This is a genomic window from Paenibacillus lutimineralis, assembly GCF_003991425.1.
Taxonomy (GTDB): Bacteria; Bacillota; Bacilli; order Paenibacillales; family Paenibacillaceae; genus Fontibacillus; species Fontibacillus lutimineralis.
Map to the genome: position 1 here is coordinate 1,702,579 of NZ_CP034346.1, position 21,121 is coordinate 1,723,699.

The following is a 21,121-nucleotide window of genomic DNA, read 5'->3' on the forward strand; positions in this document are numbered from 1 at the left end:
TGAAGCTGTCTATTTCGTCAAGAAGCTAATCTATGATTTGGCCATGTTCTTCATTGATCTTTTCTATAATATGTTACTGTCTGTGGAAGAGTTTGCTGGTGGTTTTATGACGACGATTTTATCGGCAATCAATGGGGCGTTGAAGGGCTTTAATTGGCTTGTTGATAAAGTAAATGACATATTTGGTACAGACTTTAAACGGGCTGAATTATTTGACGAGAATAATATCCACGCCCTAAGCGATAAAGTGAACAGCATAAGGGATTTGATGGAAGAACCTGTAAAAACAGAAGTTGATTTCGGTCATATCGCGTACAAAAATGTAGGCGATTCTTTCGATAAGGGTAATAATATTGGGATTAATGGTACAAGAAAAGCGATGGATGGGTTAGGCTCATTTAAAAACTCCCTAACCGACAAGTTCAAAAATCCGACGGGAGGCTTGGATATCACAGCTAATCCTTACAATGCGGCTGGTATTCAGAACCCAGGTGCTGCTTCTATGAACTCAGGGTCCAACTCTATCCCTAATGTCGGAAGAGTCGATAAGGTAGGGCAAATCGAGAATTCGGTAGACATTAGCAGTGAGGATCTAAAAATGATGCGGGAGCTGGCTGAGATGAAATCGATTCAGAATTTTGTCTCTCTCACTCCAACTGTCCAGGTAACGACAGGCCCAGTGAACAACGGTGCGGATATCGATACGATCGTAGCCCGGATAGAACAAACTCTGGAAGAGGAAATCTCCGCTTCCGCTGCGGGGGTGTATGGATGAGATGAATAAATATTCTATGACGCTCTCTTACAATAACGAGAAAGAAGCGATTGAATTTCCGGTGCTGCCGGCCAAGATCGAGGTTTCCGAATCCGGTAATCATAAAACCTATGACATATCGAAGCTCGGCGAGATCAACGTGCTCAGGAATGTGAAGCTTGCCGAGCTGTCTTTTGAGGGCATATTTCCGGCAACTTGGTTCCCGGGGGCGAGTGTTGCGGAAGAAAGGTTATTCGAGCCGAAGCATTATGTTGAGGACATTCAGAAGTGGTCCCGTTCTAAGCAGCCGATGCGTTTGGTCTTTACTGGTGGATCTATAGATATTGCGATGTATGTCAGCGTCGAGAAGTTTTCTTGGTCCGAAAGCAGCGGGGCGGTTGGCGATATCAAGTATCAAATCTCGTTTAAGGAATACCGTTTCTATGCAGCAACGAAGACGGAGGTCGTGAAAGAAACCAAAGAGGGAGCCAAGACCGCTAATAAGAGCAGCACCGAATCGAAGCCCCGTCCGGATACGAGAGTTCAGCCCAAGACTTATAAATTGGTGGCCGGGGACTCATTGTGGAAGGTAGCTAAGAAGTTCCTGGGCGATGGGGCCAAGTATAAGCAGATTCAAAAGCTAAATGGCATTAAGGACAGCGAACTAAGGAAATTACCGATTGGTAAGATCATTAAGCTGCCGTAAAAGGGGGGCATACGGATGCTTGAGCTACTACTGGATAACAAGGAAGGCTCTATATGGGATATATCCGAGCTGGTTACTGATGCAACCTGGAAGACCTCCCGGGTCGGTAAACCTGGCAGCTTTGATTTTTCCTTTATTGCTGCGGATAATATCCAGATTAACAATGGCGATATCGTTAGGGCGAAGTGGGATGGTGTGCCGATTTTTTACGGATATGTATTTACGATCGGGAGCGATCAAGAGGAACAGATCAAGGTCAAATGCTATGACCAGATCCGCTATTTGTCCACGAATGAAACCTATGTGTTCAAGAATATGACTGCCGCAGCCATCGTTAAGCGCATTGCAGATGATACGGGCCTAAAATGGGGGCATGTCGTCGATACGAAGTACCGCATCCCCTCGATGGTTGAGGATAATCAGAAGCTGATCGATATTATTTGCAAAGCGTTCGATCATACCGTTATTAATACGGGGAATATCTATAACTTTTTTGATGAATTCGGGGCATTGGCAGTACGTGATGCTAGGGATATGAGTCTCAATCTGGTGATTGGTGATAAGGCCTCTATGTACGGTTATTCTTTTGAGAAGAGTATCGATAATGAGACGTATAATCGCTTCAAGCTGGTGCAGGACAATAAACAGACGGGTCATCGCGATGTATACGCCGCCGAGGACAGCGCGAATATCGCCAAGTGGGGGCGGCTGCAGTATTTTCAGAAGGTCGATGACAATATGAATGAAGCTCAGATCAATAAGCTGCTTGATCAGCTGCAGCAGATAAAGAACCGCGAGACGAAAAAGCTCAAACTTGAGGCTCTTGGCAATCCATCCGTCAGGGCCGGCTCCTATATCAACGTGAGAATTTCCGATTTGGGCATCGATCAATATTATTTGGTCGACGAGTGCTCGCATCGCTTCAGTGGGGAAGATTATACGATTAGCTTGGATTTGAAGGTGATTTAATGGCACTTGGAGATAAAATAAGAAGGCTCGGCAGTGAAGCCGTGGGCGCCGGAAATCCGGTGGCGGTCATGTTCGGGACTGTGGTAAAAGTTAATCCTCTTGAGGTGAATGTCGATCAACGATTCACGCTCGAAGAGGATTTTTTGGTTGTGACAGAAAGGCTGCAAAGATATGAAATTGACCTGAAGCATAAACACGACACAAGTGAGGCCCCTACGAAGGAGGCGTTACTAGAGAAAGTGGTTATCCGAAAAGGTCTGCAAGTGGGAGATTCAGTTCTCCTGTTGCGTGTTCAAGGCGGGCAGAAATATGTCGTATGGGATCGGGTGGTGAAGTCATGATACCGATTGGAGGCAGCTTGACCCCTGAGCTGGAGGAGACTCAGGAGACGAGTCGAACCTATAGGCTGGATTTCCAGAATAACCGTATGGCCGGAATGACAGATGGGCTGGATGCAGTAAAGCAAGCCGCCTATAAGATTCTGCAGACGGAGAGATTTGCTCATTTGATCTATGGAAATGATTATGGCTTTGAGGGACATAACTTGATTGGTAGGAGTAGTGGTTATGTCAGATCCGAACTGAACAGACGTGTAACCGAAGCTCTTCTGCAGGATGACCGGATATCCGGGATTACGGATTTTCAGGTAGATATTACGGACGATCAAGCGGTGGCATCCTTTTTGCTCCACTCGATTTACGGTGATTTTCGGATGGAGGTGAATGCGAATGTATGAGAATCAGACGTATGAAGCGATTTTGCGGCGGATGCTGGGACGGGTGCCGGAGCAGATCGATAAGCGGGAGGGAAGCATCATTTATGATGCGCTAGCTCCTGCAGCGGCTGAGCTGGCCCAAATGTATATGGAGCTGGATGTGAACCATGATTTGTCTTTTGCGGATACAGCTACGGGAGAGTATCTGGAGAGGCGCACGCTGGAGTTCGGGATCGAACGTGAACCAGCGACCAAAGCAAGACGGAAGGGGTTATTCTTCGCATCCGGGCAAGTACCGATGGATGTTCCGGCCGGAAGCCGTTTCTCGATTCGTAACCTTGATTATACAGCGATCAGCAAAATTAAGACCGGGGAATGGATACTCGAGTGCGAGACGGCGGGAACCGCTGGGAATCAGGAATTCGGAACGCTGCTGCCGATCGAGTACGTCGACGGTCTTGCCCGGGCTGAGCTAGGAGAGGTACTCGTTCCTGGGGAAGATGCAGAGAATGATGAGGCATTGCGCCAGAGGTATCTTGAGGTAGTTAATGAGCAGCCTTTTGGAGGAAATGTTGCTGATTACAAGCAGAAGATTAGTTCGATGGACGGAGTTGGCGGGGTGAAAATATTCCCTGTCTGGAATGGCGGAGGAACGGTGAAGGCGACGATGATCTCGTCGCAGTATACTTCCCCATCTCAGGAACTGATTGAGGAAGTGCAGACCATCCTTGACCCGGAGAAGAATCATGGAGAGGGGATCGGTCTTGCTCCCATCGGGCATACGGTGACGGTTGCGGGGGCGGAGGGCGTCGTAATTGATGTAACAGCCACGCTTACGCTGGCGAACGATACGACGATTGGACAGGTCCAGAGTGATGTGGAAGATGCTCTGCAGTCTTATTTTGGACAACTCAGGCAAAATTGGGCCCATGAATCAGCCCTCGCCGTGCGTGTCGCGCAAATCGATGCCCGCATTTTAACAGTGACCGGAGTCGTTGATGTCAGCCATACGCTGCTTAATGGCCAGGCTGGGAATATTCAGCTCACAGAGGAGCAGATTCCTCTACTGGGGAAGGTGACTCTGGATGAATAGACTGCTTGAATATTTACCGGAATATTACCATGATATTCTCGATTTTCGTGAGCTTACGGAGACCGAGACCCAGGAACTGCTGAGCGTTGAGCAGGCAATGGAGCGGCTGCTGCAGGATCAGTTTGTACTGACTGCCTCGGAGCAGGCGATCAAGCGGCGCGAGAAAATGCTCGGCATCCAGGCCGATCCCAAAGCCGAGACCTTGGACTTCCGCCGCAAGCGGCTGATCAATCGCTACTCGACCAAACCACCGTTTACGGTGCGGTATTTGCAGCAACGGTTGGATTTTTTGGTGGGGGCGGGGCTTTCTATCGTCAGCATCGATCCGCAGAACTATCTGCTTAGGGTAACGGCGAGCATTGATAATGCAAATATTTTCAAAGAAGTAGAGCGCACTGTAAGAGTCATTAAGCCAGTAAATTTGATCTACCAGCAGAAAACTTCATTAGGGGATGACATTCTTCTGGAAGAGCATATTTCTACACAGAAGATTACATGGAATTATAAATTGGATGGAACATGGACACTCGGCGAGATGCCGTTTGCTAGTTTTGATCCAGAGGTGGTGGTGAAATGATAGAGCGAGCTTTTTTAACGGAGATTGCCGAATATACCGAGAACAAAATTGCCAAGGTCGTATTGAACGACTCATTGGAGATAACGGATTTTCTCGTGAAGGAAATGACCGATACGAAGGTTGGAATGCAGTATCTCATTCCGGCGTCGCAGATCTCATTAGTCACGAAAATCGCTCTTGTTGATCAAAGCGGTACGGCGATCAGCACCAATGAGGTGTATATTCCCATCGCATCAGACACGCTGCTCTTACAGACCATCCAAGTGAAGGAGGCGAGCGCCTAATGGCAAAGACAGATTGGAACCTGCGAGATACCATACGCCCCGAGGATATGAATGAATTGGGGCAGGAGATCAATGAGCATGGCGGGAAGATCGCGGAGCAGGGATTGGAAATCGAAGAGCATGATAAGACAATCTTGGAGCAAGGAACGAAAATCACTGAGCAGGGTAAGTCGATCTCCGCATTGGAGAATCGCCTTGATACTGAAGAATACGCCGAGATCACCCTACAGCAGGGGCTTCAGGTGGTTAAGGCCGAGCGGGATTCAAGGTTTAGGCTGGGGAGTATTAAGGGGCGGACTTTGATTAATTTGTTGGGGAGTGCTGGGGGATGCGAGGATGCAAGTATATTTTCCATCAGTTCAGGGTCTGCTACTCCTTCATACTTTGTTTCCACTCCTTTAGAAGCTGATTCCGGAAGTAGTGGTATAAGAGCAACTTGGAATGATATAAATATGGGGTCTTCTTATGCAAAATATGTGCCTATCCCAAATTCATTAGTCCCGGGTAAAACATATTTAGCTGCTCTTGTAGTGAAAACGAATAACCCTAGTATAGGCGGAAGAATAGCTATTAGGAAAACAGATACAGCGATATCTGGAGAAACAACTATACAGAGCTCTAACTATTCGTTAAGTTATCTTAAATTTATGGCAGATGGTAAGGAGACTGCAGTTGGATGTTTTTTTGCAGTTAATAACCAATCAGGCTTTGTTTCTTTCGATTCCATAAGACTCTATGAGCTTTCACAGGCTGAGTCTGTTGCTTTTGATGGCTTGGCACCGGAGCAAATTGCTGAAAAATATTCTTATGTGTCGAGTGGAATCATTGGTGTAGAAAATCCTTATGTAATACGGTATGGAGAGAATCTACTTCCGCCGTTTTATGAGTGGACAACGTACACACAGGACGGAGTGAACACCTACAAGTCATCAGGAGTATACGAAGTTTCTTTTATTGCTGAGCAAGGTAAACAAGGCTTTGTATATTATGACTTACCGCTAGTCCCAAACAGATATTATACTCTAAGCTCCCAACATACTGGCTATATTTCTGTAACTAGCCTAGATTTAAACTCTGTGCTGTTGCCTAACACAGTGGAACAATCAGGCACATTTTTTAGCGGAAAGGCCACTTTAGGACGCGTATACTTATCTAATATAGGAGACGGGTCATTAACTGGTAAAGGCGGCTTATTCACTTTCAAGAGTCCGATGCTTTCACTAGGCACAGAAGCAAAGCCGTTCAAGCCGCGTGAGGACGCTATGCTTGCATTCCAGACAGAGTTACACGCGAATCCGGATACGGGCGCTGAACCTGACGAACTATTTGAACAGAACGGGCAATATTTTAAGCTGGCGAAGTGGAAGAAGGTTGTGCTAGACGAATCGCGTTTTTGGGGAATTGACGCGGGTAATGTTACCCCTGAATATAAACCATTATATTTTCGGGATGGAACAATACAAGCTAAAGATTACATTACTTATGCGACGAAGTACGACGGGACACGTCTTTTTAACAGGGAGACTGCATCTTACACCGGAGCAGATCAGACCTTAATGTACAGAAATGGTATTCATTTGACTGTAGCTAATTCAGACAGCGGATGGGGGCCGAACTACTCACCGACTCAGGACGAGATTAAGGCGTATCTTATGGGCTGGAAAATGTACTTATATGGCAACGTAACACAACCGTATAACGGTACTGGAACCAGAGCATGGGGCAAGTTAGGCCTACCTCTTAATCCAGATGGCGGGTTAAAGGACGGAACAACAACTCTTCCGACGCAATCATACCCTGAATGGAATTATTATCAACTCTTATACCGTTTTGCCGAAGAAACCGTTGAACCAGTCGTGTCCGAAGACTGCCTGACGCTTTCCGAAGGGGATAACGTGGTTGAAGTTGGTACGGGGATTGTGCTGCGGGAGAAAACTAATCCGAAGCAGGTCGGTGGGATTGCGTATCGCATCAATTCTATTAGTATGTCCAATCAGTTTAAATATCGACTCGGCACACCTATAGAAGTATCTCGTAACAACAACATAGATTATCATTGGGTATATGTTGATAACTCTGTTGTTTCTAATGATGGGTACGGCAAAGGGGTTTTGCAGATTAACAGCCCAGCGGATTACGACCCATCCGCAGCTTACAACGTTACCTATATCAAACTCGACAAATCACCCGTCGCCCCGATTACCGGCAGCCTGGCCGCGAACGAAAAGGCACAGATCAGCGACCTGACCGCAGGTGTAGCCGAAGCGTTACACGGTGTATCGGTAAATGGAGCGCAATTGCCAGCACACGTTGATGCTAAGGTACACAGTACAGAGGTACATGGATTACGGATACAAGCGGATAAGTTGCAATATCAAAAGGCGAACGGGGACTGGGATAAGGTAGGGGGGGAAGAAGTTTTATTATCGAACTCCATAACCGGAATTCGGACAGATGTGGCAGCGACAGAATTGGCAGTAAATAGGGCAGCAAATGTACCGTATACGGATAAAACGCTGATAATTGCTAGCCTCAAGAATTCTCCAACACTAACACAACAAGCGAGTACAGTAATTCCATTTGATAATGTACTTACTGATACCTTAGGGGAGCTAAATGGTGATGGTTCATTCACCTTAAGAGATAGCGGAACTTATTATGTCAGCATAGACATAGGAGCTTTTAATACTTCGGATATACCTCAATATACTGATTTTTTTATTTCGATTAGCTATCCTTCAGATCAATATTTAGCGAATTATAGAGTCCCTAAATCAACGAGTATTGTCCGCCTTATTGGGGGGGGGTTACTTGTGGTTAAAAATAATTATGAAAGCTATAAAATCAGTATATGGACTGACGCAGCGAATGTACGTTTAGGCTTAAATTCTTATTTAAATGTAGCACGCTTGAGATAGGAGGAAAAAATGAACAAAGCATTAGCGATTATGCATTTATACCCAAAGGCGAAACCGCTTATTGATTTTGAAGTGGTTGATGATCGCGGGTTACAGACTATTACCAAATGGAATATTGATGCCCCTAAGCCTACTGAAGATGAACTTGTGGTAGCATGGGAAGAGTATTCGAAGTTGCCGCCACCAGAACCCGAGCCGACAGCAGAGGATACACTTGGTATGCTGCTGATCGAGAGCGCAGCGGACAAGGCTACGATTGCAGTACTGGAGGATACGGTTGGATCGTTGTTGCTAGAGGTAGCAGCACTTAAAGGAGGCGAGGCTTAATGTGGTATAACATTATAAAACAGTATTACGATAATGGGCATCCTACGTACAATACGGAGAGTGTCAAGGTGTTTGTAGTAGCCCGGTATATAACGGTAGATGAGTATAAGCAAATTACTGGTGTAACGTATAAAGCTGATTAATGCTGTCGGAGGTTATTGTACAGTAAAATATATAGAGTAGAAAAACTAACCGAATTGGTATAGTTCAATTCTCAAAAAATATATGTTTTTACAGTTAGTTCTTTACAGTTAGTTAGATGATGAATTTAAAGTATTTAAAGTAAAGACTGATAAGGAACATTTTGCGGGTCATTTTACTTATTAATATAACAAACTTGGCCGCTAAGCGTCCGGCAAATGACCTTAGCTCGACCTTTCTCCAGTGAAATATCATGGTAAATTGATATTGTGGGAATCGAAGAAAGACAAGTGACTTTGTTAAGAAAAGAATACGGATTAATCTAAGGCCGCTGAATTGGTTCAGCGGCTTTCTTGTATTCAGAAAACCGTCTAAGACGGTTTTCCTGTATTGTTGGATCCGCGGTTCTATTGCGAACATAATTCCGTAGTCATTCAGTTTTCTTCACTAAACTTGTACTCAGTCTTTTCCCACCCCTGAAAGGAGGTGAGTCAAATTGTCATCTATCCATTAAACGCGATCCGAAGCAGGTTGCTGGAATCTGTGCCGGAATTGAAGGCCGTTTACAACGTCTCGGAACAGGTTGAGCCGAGCAGTGCGAAACCGTACGTCATTTTAGCTTCTTCTACGGATAGTGGCGGTAGCCTATGGAAAGGGCTGCGTTATCCAATCGAAGTCAGCTTATACGTTGACAAGACCAGTCCTGAACAACTTAAGTCCATAGCTGATTCAATTACAGAGACGCTCAACAATCAGCTTCTAGAAGACGAGCTCAACGACAAGTGGCTAACGCTTTATCCCCAACAATCCGTTGCAGAAGCAATCGATGAGGGGCAACAAGCTATCAAGCGTACCATGATCTTTACTGTCATCTGCCCTCGTCCTTTGACGGCAGAAAGTCAAGTGACAAGCGACGAGTGGCTGACCGCTATCGCAGCCTGGACACGTGAATTACTAGGTCAAGAGTGGTCTATATACAGCGGCGCCTGGCCGCTTCAACCATCTGTACCGGCTGTAATGTGGAGAGTTAGTGAGATGGGTATCACGCCCAAGGGAACATCATCCTTTGAAATTCAAAAGCGTATGACCGCTTTTATTCAAGGCGTTGATTCCGACCAGGAACATGCCGCTCTCCTGCAGCTTCTTGAGGCCTTGGGGACATCAACCAGGCTGCCGCTGAATCAAGCTGATCGCCGTTATCTAACCGTCTCCGAGCCGAAGGTGAATAGCAAAGTAACGGCCAATGGTTACACGAATCAAGGTGAAGGGCCGCTCACGGTTACTTTGAGTGGAAGAACGAACCGTCAGCCAGCTGGTACGGAGGGACCATTGATGCAATTTGTACATTATGAACCCAATTTGAGGTGAGACACTTGCTATTCAAAAAAAGAATCGTACTACCCAAAGAGGCATCCTCGCCGCTATATTCACTGCAAGAAATGATGGAGAATTCGGAGCCCATTCTCGGCGTGAAGCCGGAAGTATTGGCTGGGGCCGTAGCAGGAATGAAGCAGGATGCATTACGTATTGAGGAAGCTGAAGAGCTTGTCCAACAATTTTTAAGGAAGAAGGTGCTGTAATATGGCAGGAGGAACTTGGAGTATAACGAATCAACCGGTGTTGCCCGGTTTGTATATGAATTTTGTGAGTGCGGCCGGAACGGCAATCCAATCTGGAGCACGCGGCGTTGTCATCGCCCCCGTTAAATCGCATTGGGGTCCCGTCGGTCAGTTTGTTGAGGTAAATAGTGAAATGGCGATCCGGGAGATGTTTACTGACAATGAGACAGATGGAGCAACAGCGTTCTCTACTTTATATCTTGCACTGCTCGGCGGACCGAACAAGCTGCTAGCTTATCGTCTGGCAGACAGTTCAGCGGCAGAGGCCACTATTCATTTGAAAAATACAGAGTCTAGCCCAGCAGATGCAATTACTCTGAAAGCTAAGTATCCTGGCAAACGTGGTAATGACTTTAAGGTAACGATTCAGCCAAGCCCGGTCATTGCAAATGCCAAAGAACTGAAACTTTACGAGGGCGGTAAGTTGCTGCGGACGATTGCGCTTGGCAGCGGCGAGACGCCTCAGGCCGTAGCTGCTATTAATGAAGATTCAGGCAATCAATGGATTGTAGCAGAGAAAATAGCGGAAGGCACGCTCGCGGATGTATCGGGTGAAGCCTTTGCAGGCGGAGAGAGCGGAATCTCTGGTATTACTAATGCCGATTATATCAAGGCTACGGAAGCTTTTGAGACCCAGGACTTCCACGTGCTGACGCTCGATGGTGTTACAGATGCAGCACTGCGGACCAGCATTGTTGCTTGGGTGAAGCGTGTACGCGGCGAGGGCAAAGGAATTATTGCCACACTGGGTGGCACAGCAGCCGAGGATACGGCCAGTGATGCGGTGAATAAAGCGATTACCCGCAGTATGGCCAGCGATTATGAAGGGATCGTTAACGTAGGTACCGGGGCAAAAATGAACGGCAAAGAATATTCTTCCTCCCAGGTTGCCGCGTGGGTAGCCGGTTTGATTGCCGGTCAGTCCTTGAAGGAATCGACTACTTATGCTGTGGCGCCGTTTGAGGATGTGACTCGCCGCTGGACTCGTTCCGAGCAGGAGCAGGGCGTGCAAAACGGGGTATTTTTGCTGGTGCATGATGGTCGAAAGGTGAAGGTGCTTCGCGGCGTAAACAGTCTGAATACGCTGGGTGAAGGCAAGAACAGAGGCTGGAAGAAAATCCGCAAGATTCGCGTCATTGACCAGATCAACTCGGATCTGCAGAAGACCGCAGAGGATCACTATATTGGCAAAGTGAACAATACGGAAGAAGGCCGTCTCGCCTTGATCAGTGCCGGTAAGCAATATTTGCAGACCTTAGCTCTGGAAAATGTGATCGAATCCACCGGGTTCGATGTAACGCTTGATCCTCGTTTTTATGGCAACGGAGCGCAATTCGTTCCTGAGGACGATCAGGTCTTCCTGGCATGGACGGCGGATGATACCGATGTAATGGAACAAATTTTCGGAACGTTTTACGTACAATAAATCGATTAATAGGGGGATAACAATATGGCACAATATCTTGATCCAGGTCGCATTATTATGGGGACGTTCGGTCAGATTTTTATCGATGGAGTCTGGCAGTCGAACTTGAATCATCTGGAGGCTAATGTCGAAGCGGACAAGCGGGAATTAAACCTTGTTGGTACAGAATATACCGTATTTAAATTAGGACGCAAAAAAGGAACCGGCACGATGAGCGGCTACAAAGTAACGTCGGATATGATTACGCGGGGATTCCAGAAGTTCTCGATCATTAATAAGCTGGATGACCCTGAGGCATATGGCTTTGAACGCATTCAGCTGAACGGATGCATGGTTGATAAAATCCAGCTTGCCAACTGGACCGCCGGCGAAGAGGTCGTTGAGGAAACGGCATTTACGTTTGAATCCTACGAGCTGCTTGACCCGATCGTTGCATCTTAACCGACGGGATTGTTATTGAACGAAGATTAATAAGGAGGAAGCTCAGCTATGAGTTTGAATGAACAACTGAATGAGCAGGAAATTTTGGATGGTCTCTTCGAGACGGCAGCGAATTTGCCGGAAGAGACCATTTTTATTGGACGCCTAAGTCTGAGGATTACGCTTCGAGGCTTAACTTCTAGCAAGGTGGATGCTATCCGCGAACGTTGCACGATCCGCAAGACGACCAAAGGACAGGTTACAGAAAAGATTGATAGCGAGCTATTCAACGCGGCGTTGATCAAAGAAGCTACCTCGGCACTTGAAGTTGTGAAGAAGCTCGACGGCGGTCAGGAGCAGGCCCTGAAGCTGAGCGGATGGGGCGATGATCGCTTGATTAGCCGTTTGAAGCTGTCCGGTGGTGAAGAGGCGGTTCGGCGGATGCTTTTGGCTGGTGAATTGGATGCCGTAGGCGATAAAGTACTCGAAATTTCCGGCTTTGGGGTCGACATTGAAGACATAAAAAACTAATAGACTCCGGCGGCACGACGACACTGCTCTTCCATTTATGGACGCGGCATAGTCTTCGCCCCGGGGTGTATTGGTCTCTTCCCAAAGGAGAACGCCTGTTGTTAAGAGCCTTCTCGGAGAGGGAGCTGGAGTTGTTGAACTCTTCTCCCTCAACCTGAGGTTCGTATCAGGCGTGAACGAGGAAGAAAGGAGGTGGCTTATGCCTCAGAAGGAAATCGATATTGTCATCAATGACCGTGATATTGAACAGTCAGAGAAAAAGCTGATAAGCATGGACAGAATGCTGCAGCAGACCCAGCGACGGGCCGCCGTTCTTGGCCGAACGAGAATGACACCCGTAATTTCATTGGATGATCGTTTCTCCACAAAGGCAAGGCTAATCACACACAGGATGACTCTACTTGACAGGATGAGCGCGAATCCTATTGTTTGGCTGATTGATAATGCATCTGCCCGCATTTTTGAAATTCGAGACTCTTTGGTTCAGTTAACGAGAACGCCTTGGCGCGTGTCTGTTGTAGGGGCGCCTTTGGGTAATGTACTTGGGGATGTTTCACTTTATACGGAGTTGGGTAAGAAGGCGGGAGATGCTTATAATAAATCTTTCTCTGCCTCTATTAACTCTCAGAAAATGACACTAAACCTAAACCAAATATTCATTGGAAATCTAGGTAAAGGCAAAGATAAGCCCGATAAAGATAAAAAACCGGACTGGATAGATAAAATCCTCGGTTTTTTAGGCGATATTGCCAAAGGCATAGCCCAAGATTATATAAAAGATTTCATTGAAAAACTGCTAGGTAAAAAAGATTCTGGAGTCACCAAATGCATTTGTATCTGCAAATGTGGTGGAGGCAGAGGCGGCGGTATGTACGGAGGGGATTATGGGTCCACTGAAGGTGGAAAGAAGGACAACAAGAATAAAAACGGAAGAAGAAATGGAAGATTTCGAAACAGAGCTTCTGGACAAGCGGACGTAGATCCTGGAAGATCCTCAAGACGCATGGGAGCTGGCCCTCGTTCTGGAACTCGAGGAATGCGTCGATTTGGTGGAGGCAGACTTGGAGCTTCTCTACCAGTGGCCATAGGAGGAATGGGATCTTTATTAGGCAAGGGGAAGGATTGGATCGCCAAGAAAGCTCCAGGTTGGATCGATGGAGGGAAGAACTTAGTAAGTAAGGGAACCTCGTGGGCTAAAGATATGGGTTCCAAGACGCTCGAGCAAGGAGGAAAATGGCTTGGCAAAAGCAAACAGTGGCTTGGTAAGGGGACAAAATGGCTAGGAAAAGCAGGTAAGCTGGCTCGTTTACCTGGTCTCGGAGTAGCACTTGATGTAGCATCAATAGCTACAGCCGATTCGAATCGGGATAAGACGAAGGCGGCTACCTCAGCGATTCTGTCTGGAGTTGGCGGAACGCTTGGGGGAGCGGCTGGTACGTTCCTAGGTCCGGGGGTTGGGAACTTTGTGGGTGCTGCAGTTGGGTCAGTGGCAGGCGGTTATGTTGGAGATAAACTTGGGGGATTCTTATACGATTCATATTCAAGTCTATCAGGTTTATTCAAAAAGAAAAAAGCGCCTAAAATCGACGATATTGCCACAAAGACACAAGCGGTTGACAATGTCTTGAATAACACCCAACCCATATTACCAGAAGGACTCAGATCTAGTTATACGCCACAAAATACTGTGCAAGCCCAAACACCTGCGTCTCCACCACAGATCAATGTTTCTGTTTCACAGGATGCCATCAATCTGACCATCCAAAAAGAAGAGATCAACTACGACGATATTGCTCAAAAAACAGGCAGTATGATCGCCAATCAGGTACGATTTGCGATGATGAATATGAGTTAAAGGAGGGATGAGCGGTGGAAATCCACTTGATCGATTCGGCGGGCAAGGATTTTTATTTTCCGGTGAATCCCGAAGAGATTACGATTACCCGGGGGAAAGCCCTGGAGACAATTAATATCGTAGCGCTTGGGGAATATGATTTCCCGATCGGAGAGAGGGTGAAGGAAATCGCCTTCTCTTCTTTTTTTCCGGCAGCATATGATCCGGGCTACTGCAAATATGAAAACTTGCCCGATCCGCAGGTCGCTATGAATCAGATCACCTCAATGATGAACAGTAAACGGCCAGTCCGGCTGATCATTTCCGATACAGCGGTCAATGTGCTAGTTATGCTATCGGCTCACAACAGCACGTTCAAGGGCGGCGAGCCCGGGGATGTATACTTTGAGATAACGGCTCGCACCTGGCAGGAGATGAAGGTACACACTTCTGCAGCAGCTCAAGCTAAGAACAGCCCATCCAATCGAAGCGATACGAAGCAGGCGGCCAAGACCTACACGGTCAAGTCCGGAGATACTCTCTCCAAAATCGCCAAGCTAGAGCTGGGCAGCAGTTCGAAATGGCAGGCGATCTATAAAGCTAACGCTAAAACGATCGGTAAAGATCCGAACAAGATCAAGCCGGGACAAAAGCTGGTGCTGCCATGATGAGTTATGAGGTTGTGCTGCAGAACAAATATTATTTGGGTGGGCTAATTGAGAGTATATCTTTGACGGATTCGCTGGATATGATCTCGTACCAAGGAACGTTTAATATGAAAATCCCTGCTGACTTCCCCGGGATTGAGCCTGGGCAGGAGATCAGGGTGAGCGGCACCCCGTTTGAGGGTTCAAGCAAGGTTTATTTACTTCATCCTGGTGTGGTCTGGGAATGCTCAAGCAGTGTTGATCAGAGCAAGCATATGAGAGTGAGCTTTTATGACAGGACGATATATTTGGCACGATCTGAAGACGAATGTCTTTTTTCGGCGGGAGGAACGGCTACCCAGCGTCTTAAGAAATATGCGGCCGATTGGAATATCAAACTGGCTTCTTCAATTCCCGAAACGAATAAGAGACTAAAAAAAGCCGTTTACCGTGCGCAGACGATCTATAACATGATCATGTCTGATTTGAAGGAAACCGTAAAAGCCGGGGGTGACATGTACATCCCACGGATGACACCTTCAGGTCTCGGGCTGTTCAAGATCGGCAGCAATGAAACGGTGTGGGTGCTGGGAGGAATCGAGTCATCCACTCAAAACCGGACCTTGGAAGAAACGGTCACAAAGGTGAAAGTCCTTGGGACAGCGGATGGTAAGGAAGATGCGCCTTCCAAGGTACTAGCTATCGCTACGGGAGAGACAGCAAAGTATGGCGTTCTCCAGCGGATCGTTCAAGATGATGATGTTAAATCGGCAGAGGCCGCCAAGAAATTGGCCCAATCCAAGCTGACAGGCATCGGGGAAACTTACACCGTCCAGTGTATAGATTTGAACACCATACGTGCTGGAGACAGGGTAAGCTGGGGCGGTCAGCAGCTGATCGTAACAGGTGTAACTCATGAACTGGGGAATCCGGGCCATATGACACTAGATTTAACGACCTTGGCGGATGTGAAAAGGAGGTATTTTCTTGACAGTTGATCCTTATACAGCACTTGCTGTTGCTTTTCGCGATAATGCAATGAAAAAGGCCAACGAGGTTCTTTCCGGCCTTGCAACGGATCTTGGAACGTTAACGGCAACTGGACTTAAGCTGGATCAGTTCAAGCATGAGATCAAGGATTATTATGTTGCTGAGTTCCCCGGAACATTGAAATTGCCCGACCTGGAACTGACCGGGACGACAACCCTAGGCGAAGGGGAAGGTAAGTTTTCTTTTCAAGCCTCGGAGACGGAGGAAGTATCGCTAACCTTGAAATATGCCCCGGGGGACCGGGTGCTGGCCCTGCCTATAAACGGGGGGAATGATGCGATTGTGCTCTGTAAGGTGGTGAGCGGCGGTGGCTAATCTTTTTCCGGAAAGTATGGAGCAATCCTGGGAAGATTCCGGGAGTCCAGAATTGTTGGAGGACGAGGTGATTCTAGGCCGGAGCTGGCGCTTCGACTTTGATGCTGGAGAATTCGTCATGACACCTACGCGAAAAATAGCCCAGGTGGACGGGATGGACGCTTGGGTGATGTGGTGTCAGAAAGCGATTCGTACATCACGGTATAGGCATCTAATCTATTCACGCCAATATGGGCAGGAATTGGATGAATTGATCGGCAGAGGCTATAGCCGTGCTGTGCAGGAGAGCGAAATTCAGCGAATGGTGACGGAGACATTGATGGTTGATCCCCGTACGCTAAGTGTGGATGGTTTTACGTTTAGCTGGCAGGAAGACGGATGTCATTTCTCTTGTCAGATTAGAAATGTGCATGATGAGCAGTTCACTTTAGAAGGGAGTGTGAGCTGATGGCAGAGCTGCCGCTTTTTTTACAAGAGCAGACAGAAGATGAGATTATGCAGCGTATGCTGGAACGAGTGCCCGCGGATATTGATAAATCCGAGGGTTCTTTTATTTGGGACTCGCAGGCGCCGGTAGCATTTATGTTGGCCGATGCGGCTGTCTGGGGGCAACAGGTGCTGCAGCGCGGTTTTGCAAGTACGACCTATGGAGAGTACCTGGATCTGCGGGTCGCAGAGCATGGTCTTACCCGGCGTGCCGCGGTTGCGGCGATAGGCAAGGTGATGTTCTCGGGGACACCGGGAACGATTGTCCCGACCGGGACAGTTGTGGCAACTCCCGCAGATGAGATTACAGATGAGGCATCTATTGAGTACAAGACGTTGGAAGCCGTAAACTTAGGGCCGGATGGGACTGGTGTTGTTCCTATCAAGGCGCTGGTCGCTGGCCGAAGCGGCAATGTTCCGGCGAGTGTTATTAACGTCATGTCAACGTCGATCAGCGGGATCACGGCAGTGATCAACCCGAATGAAACATCGGGCGGTACGGACATTGAGTCCGATGAATTGCTGCTAGAACGGTTCTATGCCCAGGTTCGCAACCAAGGAACAAGCGGAAATAAAGCCCAATATATGAAATGGGCCGGAGAAGTCGCTGGTGTTGGCGGCGTTCAGGTGATTCCTTTATGGAAAGGACCAGGTACAGTTGGGATTTATTTGCTCGATACCGATAAACGTGCGGCAAATGCGGAAATTGTTGCCGCTGCGCAGAAGCATATTGATCCGACCATGGACGGCCAGGGAGAAGGTGTTGCTCCTGCGGGGCCTGTGGTCACAGTCATGGGTGTGCAAGAGGTCCCCATTGAAATTTCGGTGCAATTGACACTCGCAGCAGGGTCAACGATGGAAGAAGTCAGGGGTTATATCGAGGATGGAGTGCGTGCTTATTTGAAGCAGCTAGCTTTTACGGATACTTTGGTTCGTTATACGCGTGTTGCTGCCGTACTGCTGGATCTTCCATCCATTGTGGATTATACGAACCTGACCGTTAACGGCAAGGATAACGCAAATATCGAAATTTCATCGGGGCAGGTCGCCGTTCTGGGGACGGTGAATGTTTATGAGTAGCTTTCAGCATTTTCAAATGACAAGCCCTAAGGGACGAGAAATGTTCTCTTATTTACCGGGGTACTATGAGAGCTCCCGGGTTATGCAGTCTGATATGAACGCTAAAGGCGCAGAACTGGATGAGTTCTATAAAGCGTTGGATGAGACGCTGGAACAGTTCTTTGTACGGACGGCTACCTGGGGGGTGGATCGTTGGGAGCAAGAACTCGGATTGACCACGGAGTTGGCTAAGCCAATTGAGCAGCGCCGTGCGCTGGTCGAATCCAAGCTGCGCGGGGCTGGGCAATTCTCCGGACGGCTCGTGAAGAACGTGGCCGAAGCTTACGATGGCGGAACCGTTGATGTATCATTTCAGCCTGCCAAGTGGAGCTTCACGATTAAGTTCGTGGATACGATCGGCGTGCCTCCTAACCTGGATGATCTGAAGATGGTCATCGAAGAGATTAAGCCGGCGCATTTGAAGGTGGAGTATGAATTCAGCTACTTATTGCTTAGAGACATTCATGGGGTGATAACGCTCAACCAAATGGAGCAGATACCATTAAGTAAATTTGCAGGAGGTGGTCCGGTTGGCCAGTAATACACCTAATCTTAATTTATTGAAAAAAGACCCTGCGACCGATGGGGACGATACATTTAATATAAAGACCATGCTTAATGACAACTGGGACAAGATCGATGCAGCCATGGGCCAGGTTGATATCCCCGATGCTACGCTAACTGTCAAAGGTAAGGTGCAGCTCTCCAGTGCAACAGACAGTGCAGCCGAAGATCGGGCGGCAACACCGAAGGCGGTTAAAGACGCTGCTCTTCAGGCGAAGTCCTACACCGATCAACAGATTAGTTTGGTCACGGAGACAGGCATTCCGAAGCTGGTCAGCTACCCACTGCTAGTGACGGCCACAGCCGATAATCAAAAGGTTTTCGAGATTCCGCTTGATCTATTCGATGCGAACACAGACACCTTGCTCGTAGCGATCAATCGTGCAGTCTTGGACGCTACTCAGTACACAGTCACCAATACCGTTCTCGATGGAGCTGGGAAGGTAACGCAGCGGGCAAAGCTTAACCTTCTGTCTGGCGTGGCCGCTGCGTCAGAGGTGACAATGGTAGTTTTGAAAAATGTTCCGATTGGCTCGGATGGTGCGATCAATGGAGCAGTGCTTGCTACAGGCAGCGTACCAATCAATCGGGTGGACGGCTTGCAGCAGCAACTCGACCTGGCTTTTCAAGCTGGCAATGAGCGAAAAAAGGAAGTCGTGGACGCGCTCATTGCCTTGGGAGTATCGGCGTCCACAGTGGATAGTTGGGATACTTTGATTGGCAAAATATCAACGATCATCCGGGCCACCGGGAATGCAGTCGCTTCGGATGTACGTGCGGGGATGACCTTTAGTAATGCGAGTGGAAATAACCTGATCGGTACGATGCCAAAGTTCAGCCCAGGCGACCATGAAATTTATAGAGATGGAGGACGCGCCGCCAGCCAGCCTCACATGGTAAAGCTTTATACCGTAGAAGTATCGGGCATACAGACAAGTATCCTTCGGGTAAGCATGGTGGATCTAGGAGCCTACTCCGAAAAAACCATCGCCCATGGTCAAATCTATGTGAATGGTCTGCCACGGGGAATCCTAAGGTCCGTTCCTGGAGGGTACTACAAAAAAGCGACCTTTGTCGAAGATATCACCTGTCAGGATCAGGACACCATAGAGCTTTGGGTGAGATCTGAAATGGTGGTGCCGGGCCCTACAGAGACTGTGTCTGCAGATTTAAAACTGAGTATAGACGTGCCTGCGACGAAGTATATTTATGTTTAATTACGAAGGATGGAGATAAAGGAGTCTGGCTCTAATGAGAAAGAAATTCGAATATAAGACCCTGCAAGAACGGGAAGCGCTTATGAAAGAGCATGCGGATTGGTATTTCGTGGAGGAACACAATCTGATCGATGGCAACTTTTTAATTTTCACGGATACGATCGAAGAGCCGCTGACGTATATAAGCATCCCCAAGGCAGAGTACTACGCGATGAAGCAATCCGACATCGAAATTAAGCAGGCGATTGCCGAATTAACCAAGTTGATAGCATCGTCATAGAAGGGATGGAAAGACCTATGGCAAAGGGAATCACGTTACAAGAGATGGACAAGGAAATGGCCGATAGACTGGTGATCAAGGACGGCGCCGGACGAGCTAAAGTTGCTGCTCCTTCAGTAGCGGACGACATCGCGCTCAAAAGCACAGTTGATAATGCTGTCGGAACTCTATCAAGCCTGCTTACAACGGACAAGAGCAATGTGGTAAAGGCAATCAATGAGCTTTTTACAAATGTCAGTAATGGGAAGGATGCGGTCGCTGCCGCTATTACTGGCAAAGGGGTACCAGCATCAGGCAGCGATACAATTGCGCAACTTGCGGCTAAGATCGGTCAGATTGTGACAGGAAAGAAGTTTGCGTCTGGGGTGAAATATGAACCAAACCTTCCTACTGGGTACGAGCTAGTCGTTACCGGGCTAGACTTTAACCCATCTGTAGTGTTTGTCAGTTGTATTTCTACTAATCCGAACACGGCATACTCGACCTTCATGCTATTTCTAGTTTCCCAAGAGTACAGTAGAAGCGCCTATCCGTTAACGGGCTTAAGAGTTATTTATGATGACTCGTTTTCTGCACTCAGGGGTGATACCGGGTCTGTCGGAGTCGGAGGGTTCAGTGCAAAATTCGGGCTTTCATCTTATCCTACCTACGGGTATAACGTTACTTGGTATGCGTATGAGTAAGAAAGGAGAATATTAATGGAGATTGGAAGAAAGGTATACTTTGACACGGCAACAGGAGAAGTGCTAGTTGACACAGGAGAGCGTTCGGGCTTTGTACGCGAAACCACGCAAGAAGAAGACTTTGCAGCATATCAGGCGCTTACTGAGCGAGTGCAGGAGACTGTCGGCTGCTTGCAGCTAGAGTACGGACAATATTCACGGGACTTTGCAGAGTGTAACGGCTACCGCGTTAACCCAGATACGTTAGAACTAGAGTTTAGTTATCCAGACCCAAGCGAGACGGAGCCGACCGAGCCAGTATATCGTAAACCGTTAAGTGTCGAGGTAGACGAATTGAAGGCATCCGACATTGAGAACAAGCAAGCCATCGCAGAACTTACTATGATGATCGCAGCCCCTATGGGAGGTGGTGGACGGTGATATTTACAAACGAAAGCGGTTTGGCT

Annotated in this window: 27 protein-coding genes; all 27 read left to right on the forward strand. The window is 47.7% G+C overall.

Annotated elements, in window-relative coordinates:
* Positions 1-70: 70 nt before the first annotated feature.
* Entirely contained in the window at positions 71-775 is a 705-nt protein-coding gene (locus EI981_RS06960) for a hypothetical protein (RefSeq protein ID WP_227011736.1), read from the forward strand.
* Position 776: 1 nt separating this feature from the next.
* Positions 777-1,460: a LysM peptidoglycan-binding domain-containing protein gene (locus tag EI981_RS06965; protein ID WP_126996688.1), complete on the forward strand. Its 684-nt coding sequence runs from the start codon at positions 777-779 to the stop codon at positions 1,458-1,460.
* Positions 1,461-1,475: 15 nt separating this feature from the next.
* Entirely contained in the window at positions 1,476-2,429 is a 954-nt protein-coding gene (locus EI981_RS06970) for an XkdQ/YqbQ family protein (RefSeq protein WP_126996690.1), read from the forward strand.
* The gene (locus EI981_RS06975; protein ID WP_126996692.1) at positions 2,429-2,770 is read left to right on the forward strand and encodes a DUF2577 domain-containing protein; all 342 of its coding nucleotides are present in this window, start codon (positions 2,429-2,431) and stop codon (positions 2,768-2,770) included. Before EI981_RS06970 ends, EI981_RS06975 begins: the two co-directional genes overlap by 1 nt.
* Positions 2,767-3,165, forward strand: coding sequence for a DUF2634 domain-containing protein (locus EI981_RS06980; protein ID WP_126996694.1), 399 nt, complete (start codon positions 2,767-2,769; stop codon positions 3,163-3,165). The genes EI981_RS06975 and EI981_RS06980 overlap by 4 nt, the downstream gene beginning before the upstream one ends.
* Positions 3,158-4,237, forward strand: a complete 1,080-nt coding sequence (locus EI981_RS06985; protein WP_126996696.1) for a baseplate J/gp47 family protein — start codon at positions 3,158-3,160, stop codon at positions 4,235-4,237. Before EI981_RS06980 ends, EI981_RS06985 begins: the two co-directional genes overlap by 8 nt.
* Positions 4,230-4,814: a putative phage tail protein gene (locus tag EI981_RS06990; protein WP_126996698.1), complete on the forward strand. Its 585-nt coding sequence runs from the start codon at positions 4,230-4,232 to the stop codon at positions 4,812-4,814. The genes EI981_RS06985 and EI981_RS06990 overlap by 8 nt, the downstream gene beginning before the upstream one ends.
* Positions 4,811-5,098: a ketopantoate hydroxymethyltransferase gene (locus EI981_RS06995; RefSeq protein WP_126996700.1), complete on the forward strand. Its 288-nt coding sequence runs from the start codon at positions 4,811-4,813 to the stop codon at positions 5,096-5,098. Before EI981_RS06990 ends, EI981_RS06995 begins: the two co-directional genes overlap by 4 nt.
* Positions 5,098-8,016 (forward strand): hypothetical protein, encoded by a 2,919-nt coding sequence (locus EI981_RS07000; protein ID WP_126996702.1) that lies wholly within the window; start codon positions 5,098-5,100, stop codon positions 8,014-8,016. Before EI981_RS06995 ends, EI981_RS07000 begins: the two co-directional genes overlap by 1 nt.
* Positions 8,017-8,025: 9 nt before the next feature.
* Positions 8,026-8,343, forward strand: a complete 318-nt coding sequence (locus EI981_RS07005; RefSeq protein ID WP_126996704.1) for an XkdW family protein — start codon at positions 8,026-8,028, stop codon at positions 8,341-8,343.
* Positions 8,343-8,486, forward strand: coding sequence for an XkdX family protein (locus EI981_RS07010; protein WP_126996706.1), 144 nt, complete (start codon positions 8,343-8,345; stop codon positions 8,484-8,486). Before EI981_RS07005 ends, EI981_RS07010 begins: the two co-directional genes overlap by 1 nt.
* 484 nt (positions 8,487-8,970) lie before the next feature.
* Positions 8,971-9,852, forward strand: a complete 882-nt coding sequence (locus EI981_RS07015) for a hypothetical protein (protein ID WP_227011737.1) — start codon at positions 8,971-8,973, stop codon at positions 9,850-9,852.
* Positions 9,853-9,923: 71 nt separating this feature from the next.
* Positions 9,924-10,064 carry a YqzN/YkzM domain-containing protein gene (locus EI981_RS07020; protein ID WP_162616120.1) on the forward strand — a complete coding sequence of 47 codons (141 nt, stop codon included), beginning with the start codon at positions 9,924-9,926 and terminating at the stop codon, positions 10,062-10,064.
* Between the two features lies 1 nt (position 10,065).
* Positions 10,066-11,529, forward strand: coding sequence for a phage tail sheath family protein (locus EI981_RS07025; protein WP_126996712.1), 1,464 nt, complete (start codon positions 10,066-10,068; stop codon positions 11,527-11,529).
* Between the two features lie 24 nt (positions 11,530-11,553).
* The gene (locus tag EI981_RS07030) at positions 11,554-11,970 is read left to right on the forward strand and encodes a phage tail tube protein (protein WP_068782244.1); all 417 of its coding nucleotides are present in this window, start codon (positions 11,554-11,556) and stop codon (positions 11,968-11,970) included.
* Between the two features lie 48 nt (positions 11,971-12,018).
* Complete coding sequence (locus EI981_RS07035) at positions 12,019-12,480, forward strand: phage tail assembly chaperone (protein WP_126996714.1); 462 nt, start codon at positions 12,019-12,021, stop codon at positions 12,478-12,480.
* 199 nt (positions 12,481-12,679) lie between these two features.
* Positions 12,680-14,335, forward strand: coding sequence for a hypothetical protein (locus EI981_RS07040; protein WP_126996716.1), 1,656 nt, complete (start codon positions 12,680-12,682; stop codon positions 14,333-14,335).
* Positions 14,336-14,349: 14 nt separating this feature from the next.
* The gene (locus EI981_RS07045) at positions 14,350-14,982 is read left to right on the forward strand and encodes a LysM peptidoglycan-binding domain-containing protein (protein WP_126996718.1); all 633 of its coding nucleotides are present in this window, start codon (positions 14,350-14,352) and stop codon (positions 14,980-14,982) included.
* A complete protein-coding gene (locus EI981_RS07050) occupies positions 14,982-15,959 on the forward strand; it encodes an XkdQ/YqbQ family protein (protein ID WP_127004435.1) in 978 nt (325 codons plus the stop codon). The genes EI981_RS07045 and EI981_RS07050 overlap by 1 nt, the downstream gene beginning before the upstream one ends.
* On the forward strand, positions 15,949-16,326 hold the full coding sequence (locus tag EI981_RS07055; RefSeq protein ID WP_126996720.1) for a hypothetical protein: 378 nt from the start codon (positions 15,949-15,951) through the stop codon (positions 16,324-16,326). The genes EI981_RS07050 and EI981_RS07055 overlap by 11 nt, the downstream gene beginning before the upstream one ends.
* Positions 16,319-16,774 (forward strand): DUF2634 domain-containing protein, encoded by a 456-nt coding sequence (locus EI981_RS07060; protein ID WP_126996722.1) that lies wholly within the window; start codon positions 16,319-16,321, stop codon positions 16,772-16,774. The genes EI981_RS07055 and EI981_RS07060 overlap by 8 nt, the downstream gene beginning before the upstream one ends.
* Entirely contained in the window at positions 16,774-17,892 is a 1,119-nt protein-coding gene (locus EI981_RS07065; RefSeq protein WP_126996724.1) for a baseplate J/gp47 family protein, read from the forward strand. The genes EI981_RS07060 and EI981_RS07065 overlap by 1 nt, the downstream gene beginning before the upstream one ends.
* The gene (locus EI981_RS07070) at positions 17,885-18,472 is read left to right on the forward strand and encodes a YmfQ family protein (protein ID WP_227011738.1); all 588 of its coding nucleotides are present in this window, start codon (positions 17,885-17,887) and stop codon (positions 18,470-18,472) included. The genes EI981_RS07065 and EI981_RS07070 overlap by 8 nt, the downstream gene beginning before the upstream one ends.
* Positions 18,462-19,712, forward strand: a complete 1,251-nt coding sequence (locus tag EI981_RS07075) for a phage tail protein (protein ID WP_227011739.1) — start codon at positions 18,462-18,464, stop codon at positions 19,710-19,712. Before EI981_RS07070 ends, EI981_RS07075 begins: the two co-directional genes overlap by 11 nt.
* A gap of 34 nt (positions 19,713-19,746) precedes the next feature.
* Entirely contained in the window at positions 19,747-19,992 is a 246-nt protein-coding gene (locus EI981_RS07080) for a hypothetical protein (RefSeq protein WP_126996726.1), read from the forward strand.
* A gap of 17 nt (positions 19,993-20,009) precedes the next feature.
* Entirely contained in the window at positions 20,010-20,675 is a 666-nt protein-coding gene (locus tag EI981_RS07085) for a hypothetical protein (RefSeq protein WP_126996728.1), read from the forward strand.
* Between the two features lie 15 nt (positions 20,676-20,690).
* Entirely contained in the window at positions 20,691-21,095 is a 405-nt protein-coding gene (locus EI981_RS07090; protein ID WP_126996730.1) for a hypothetical protein, read from the forward strand.
* Positions 21,096-21,121: the final 26 nt, after the last annotated feature.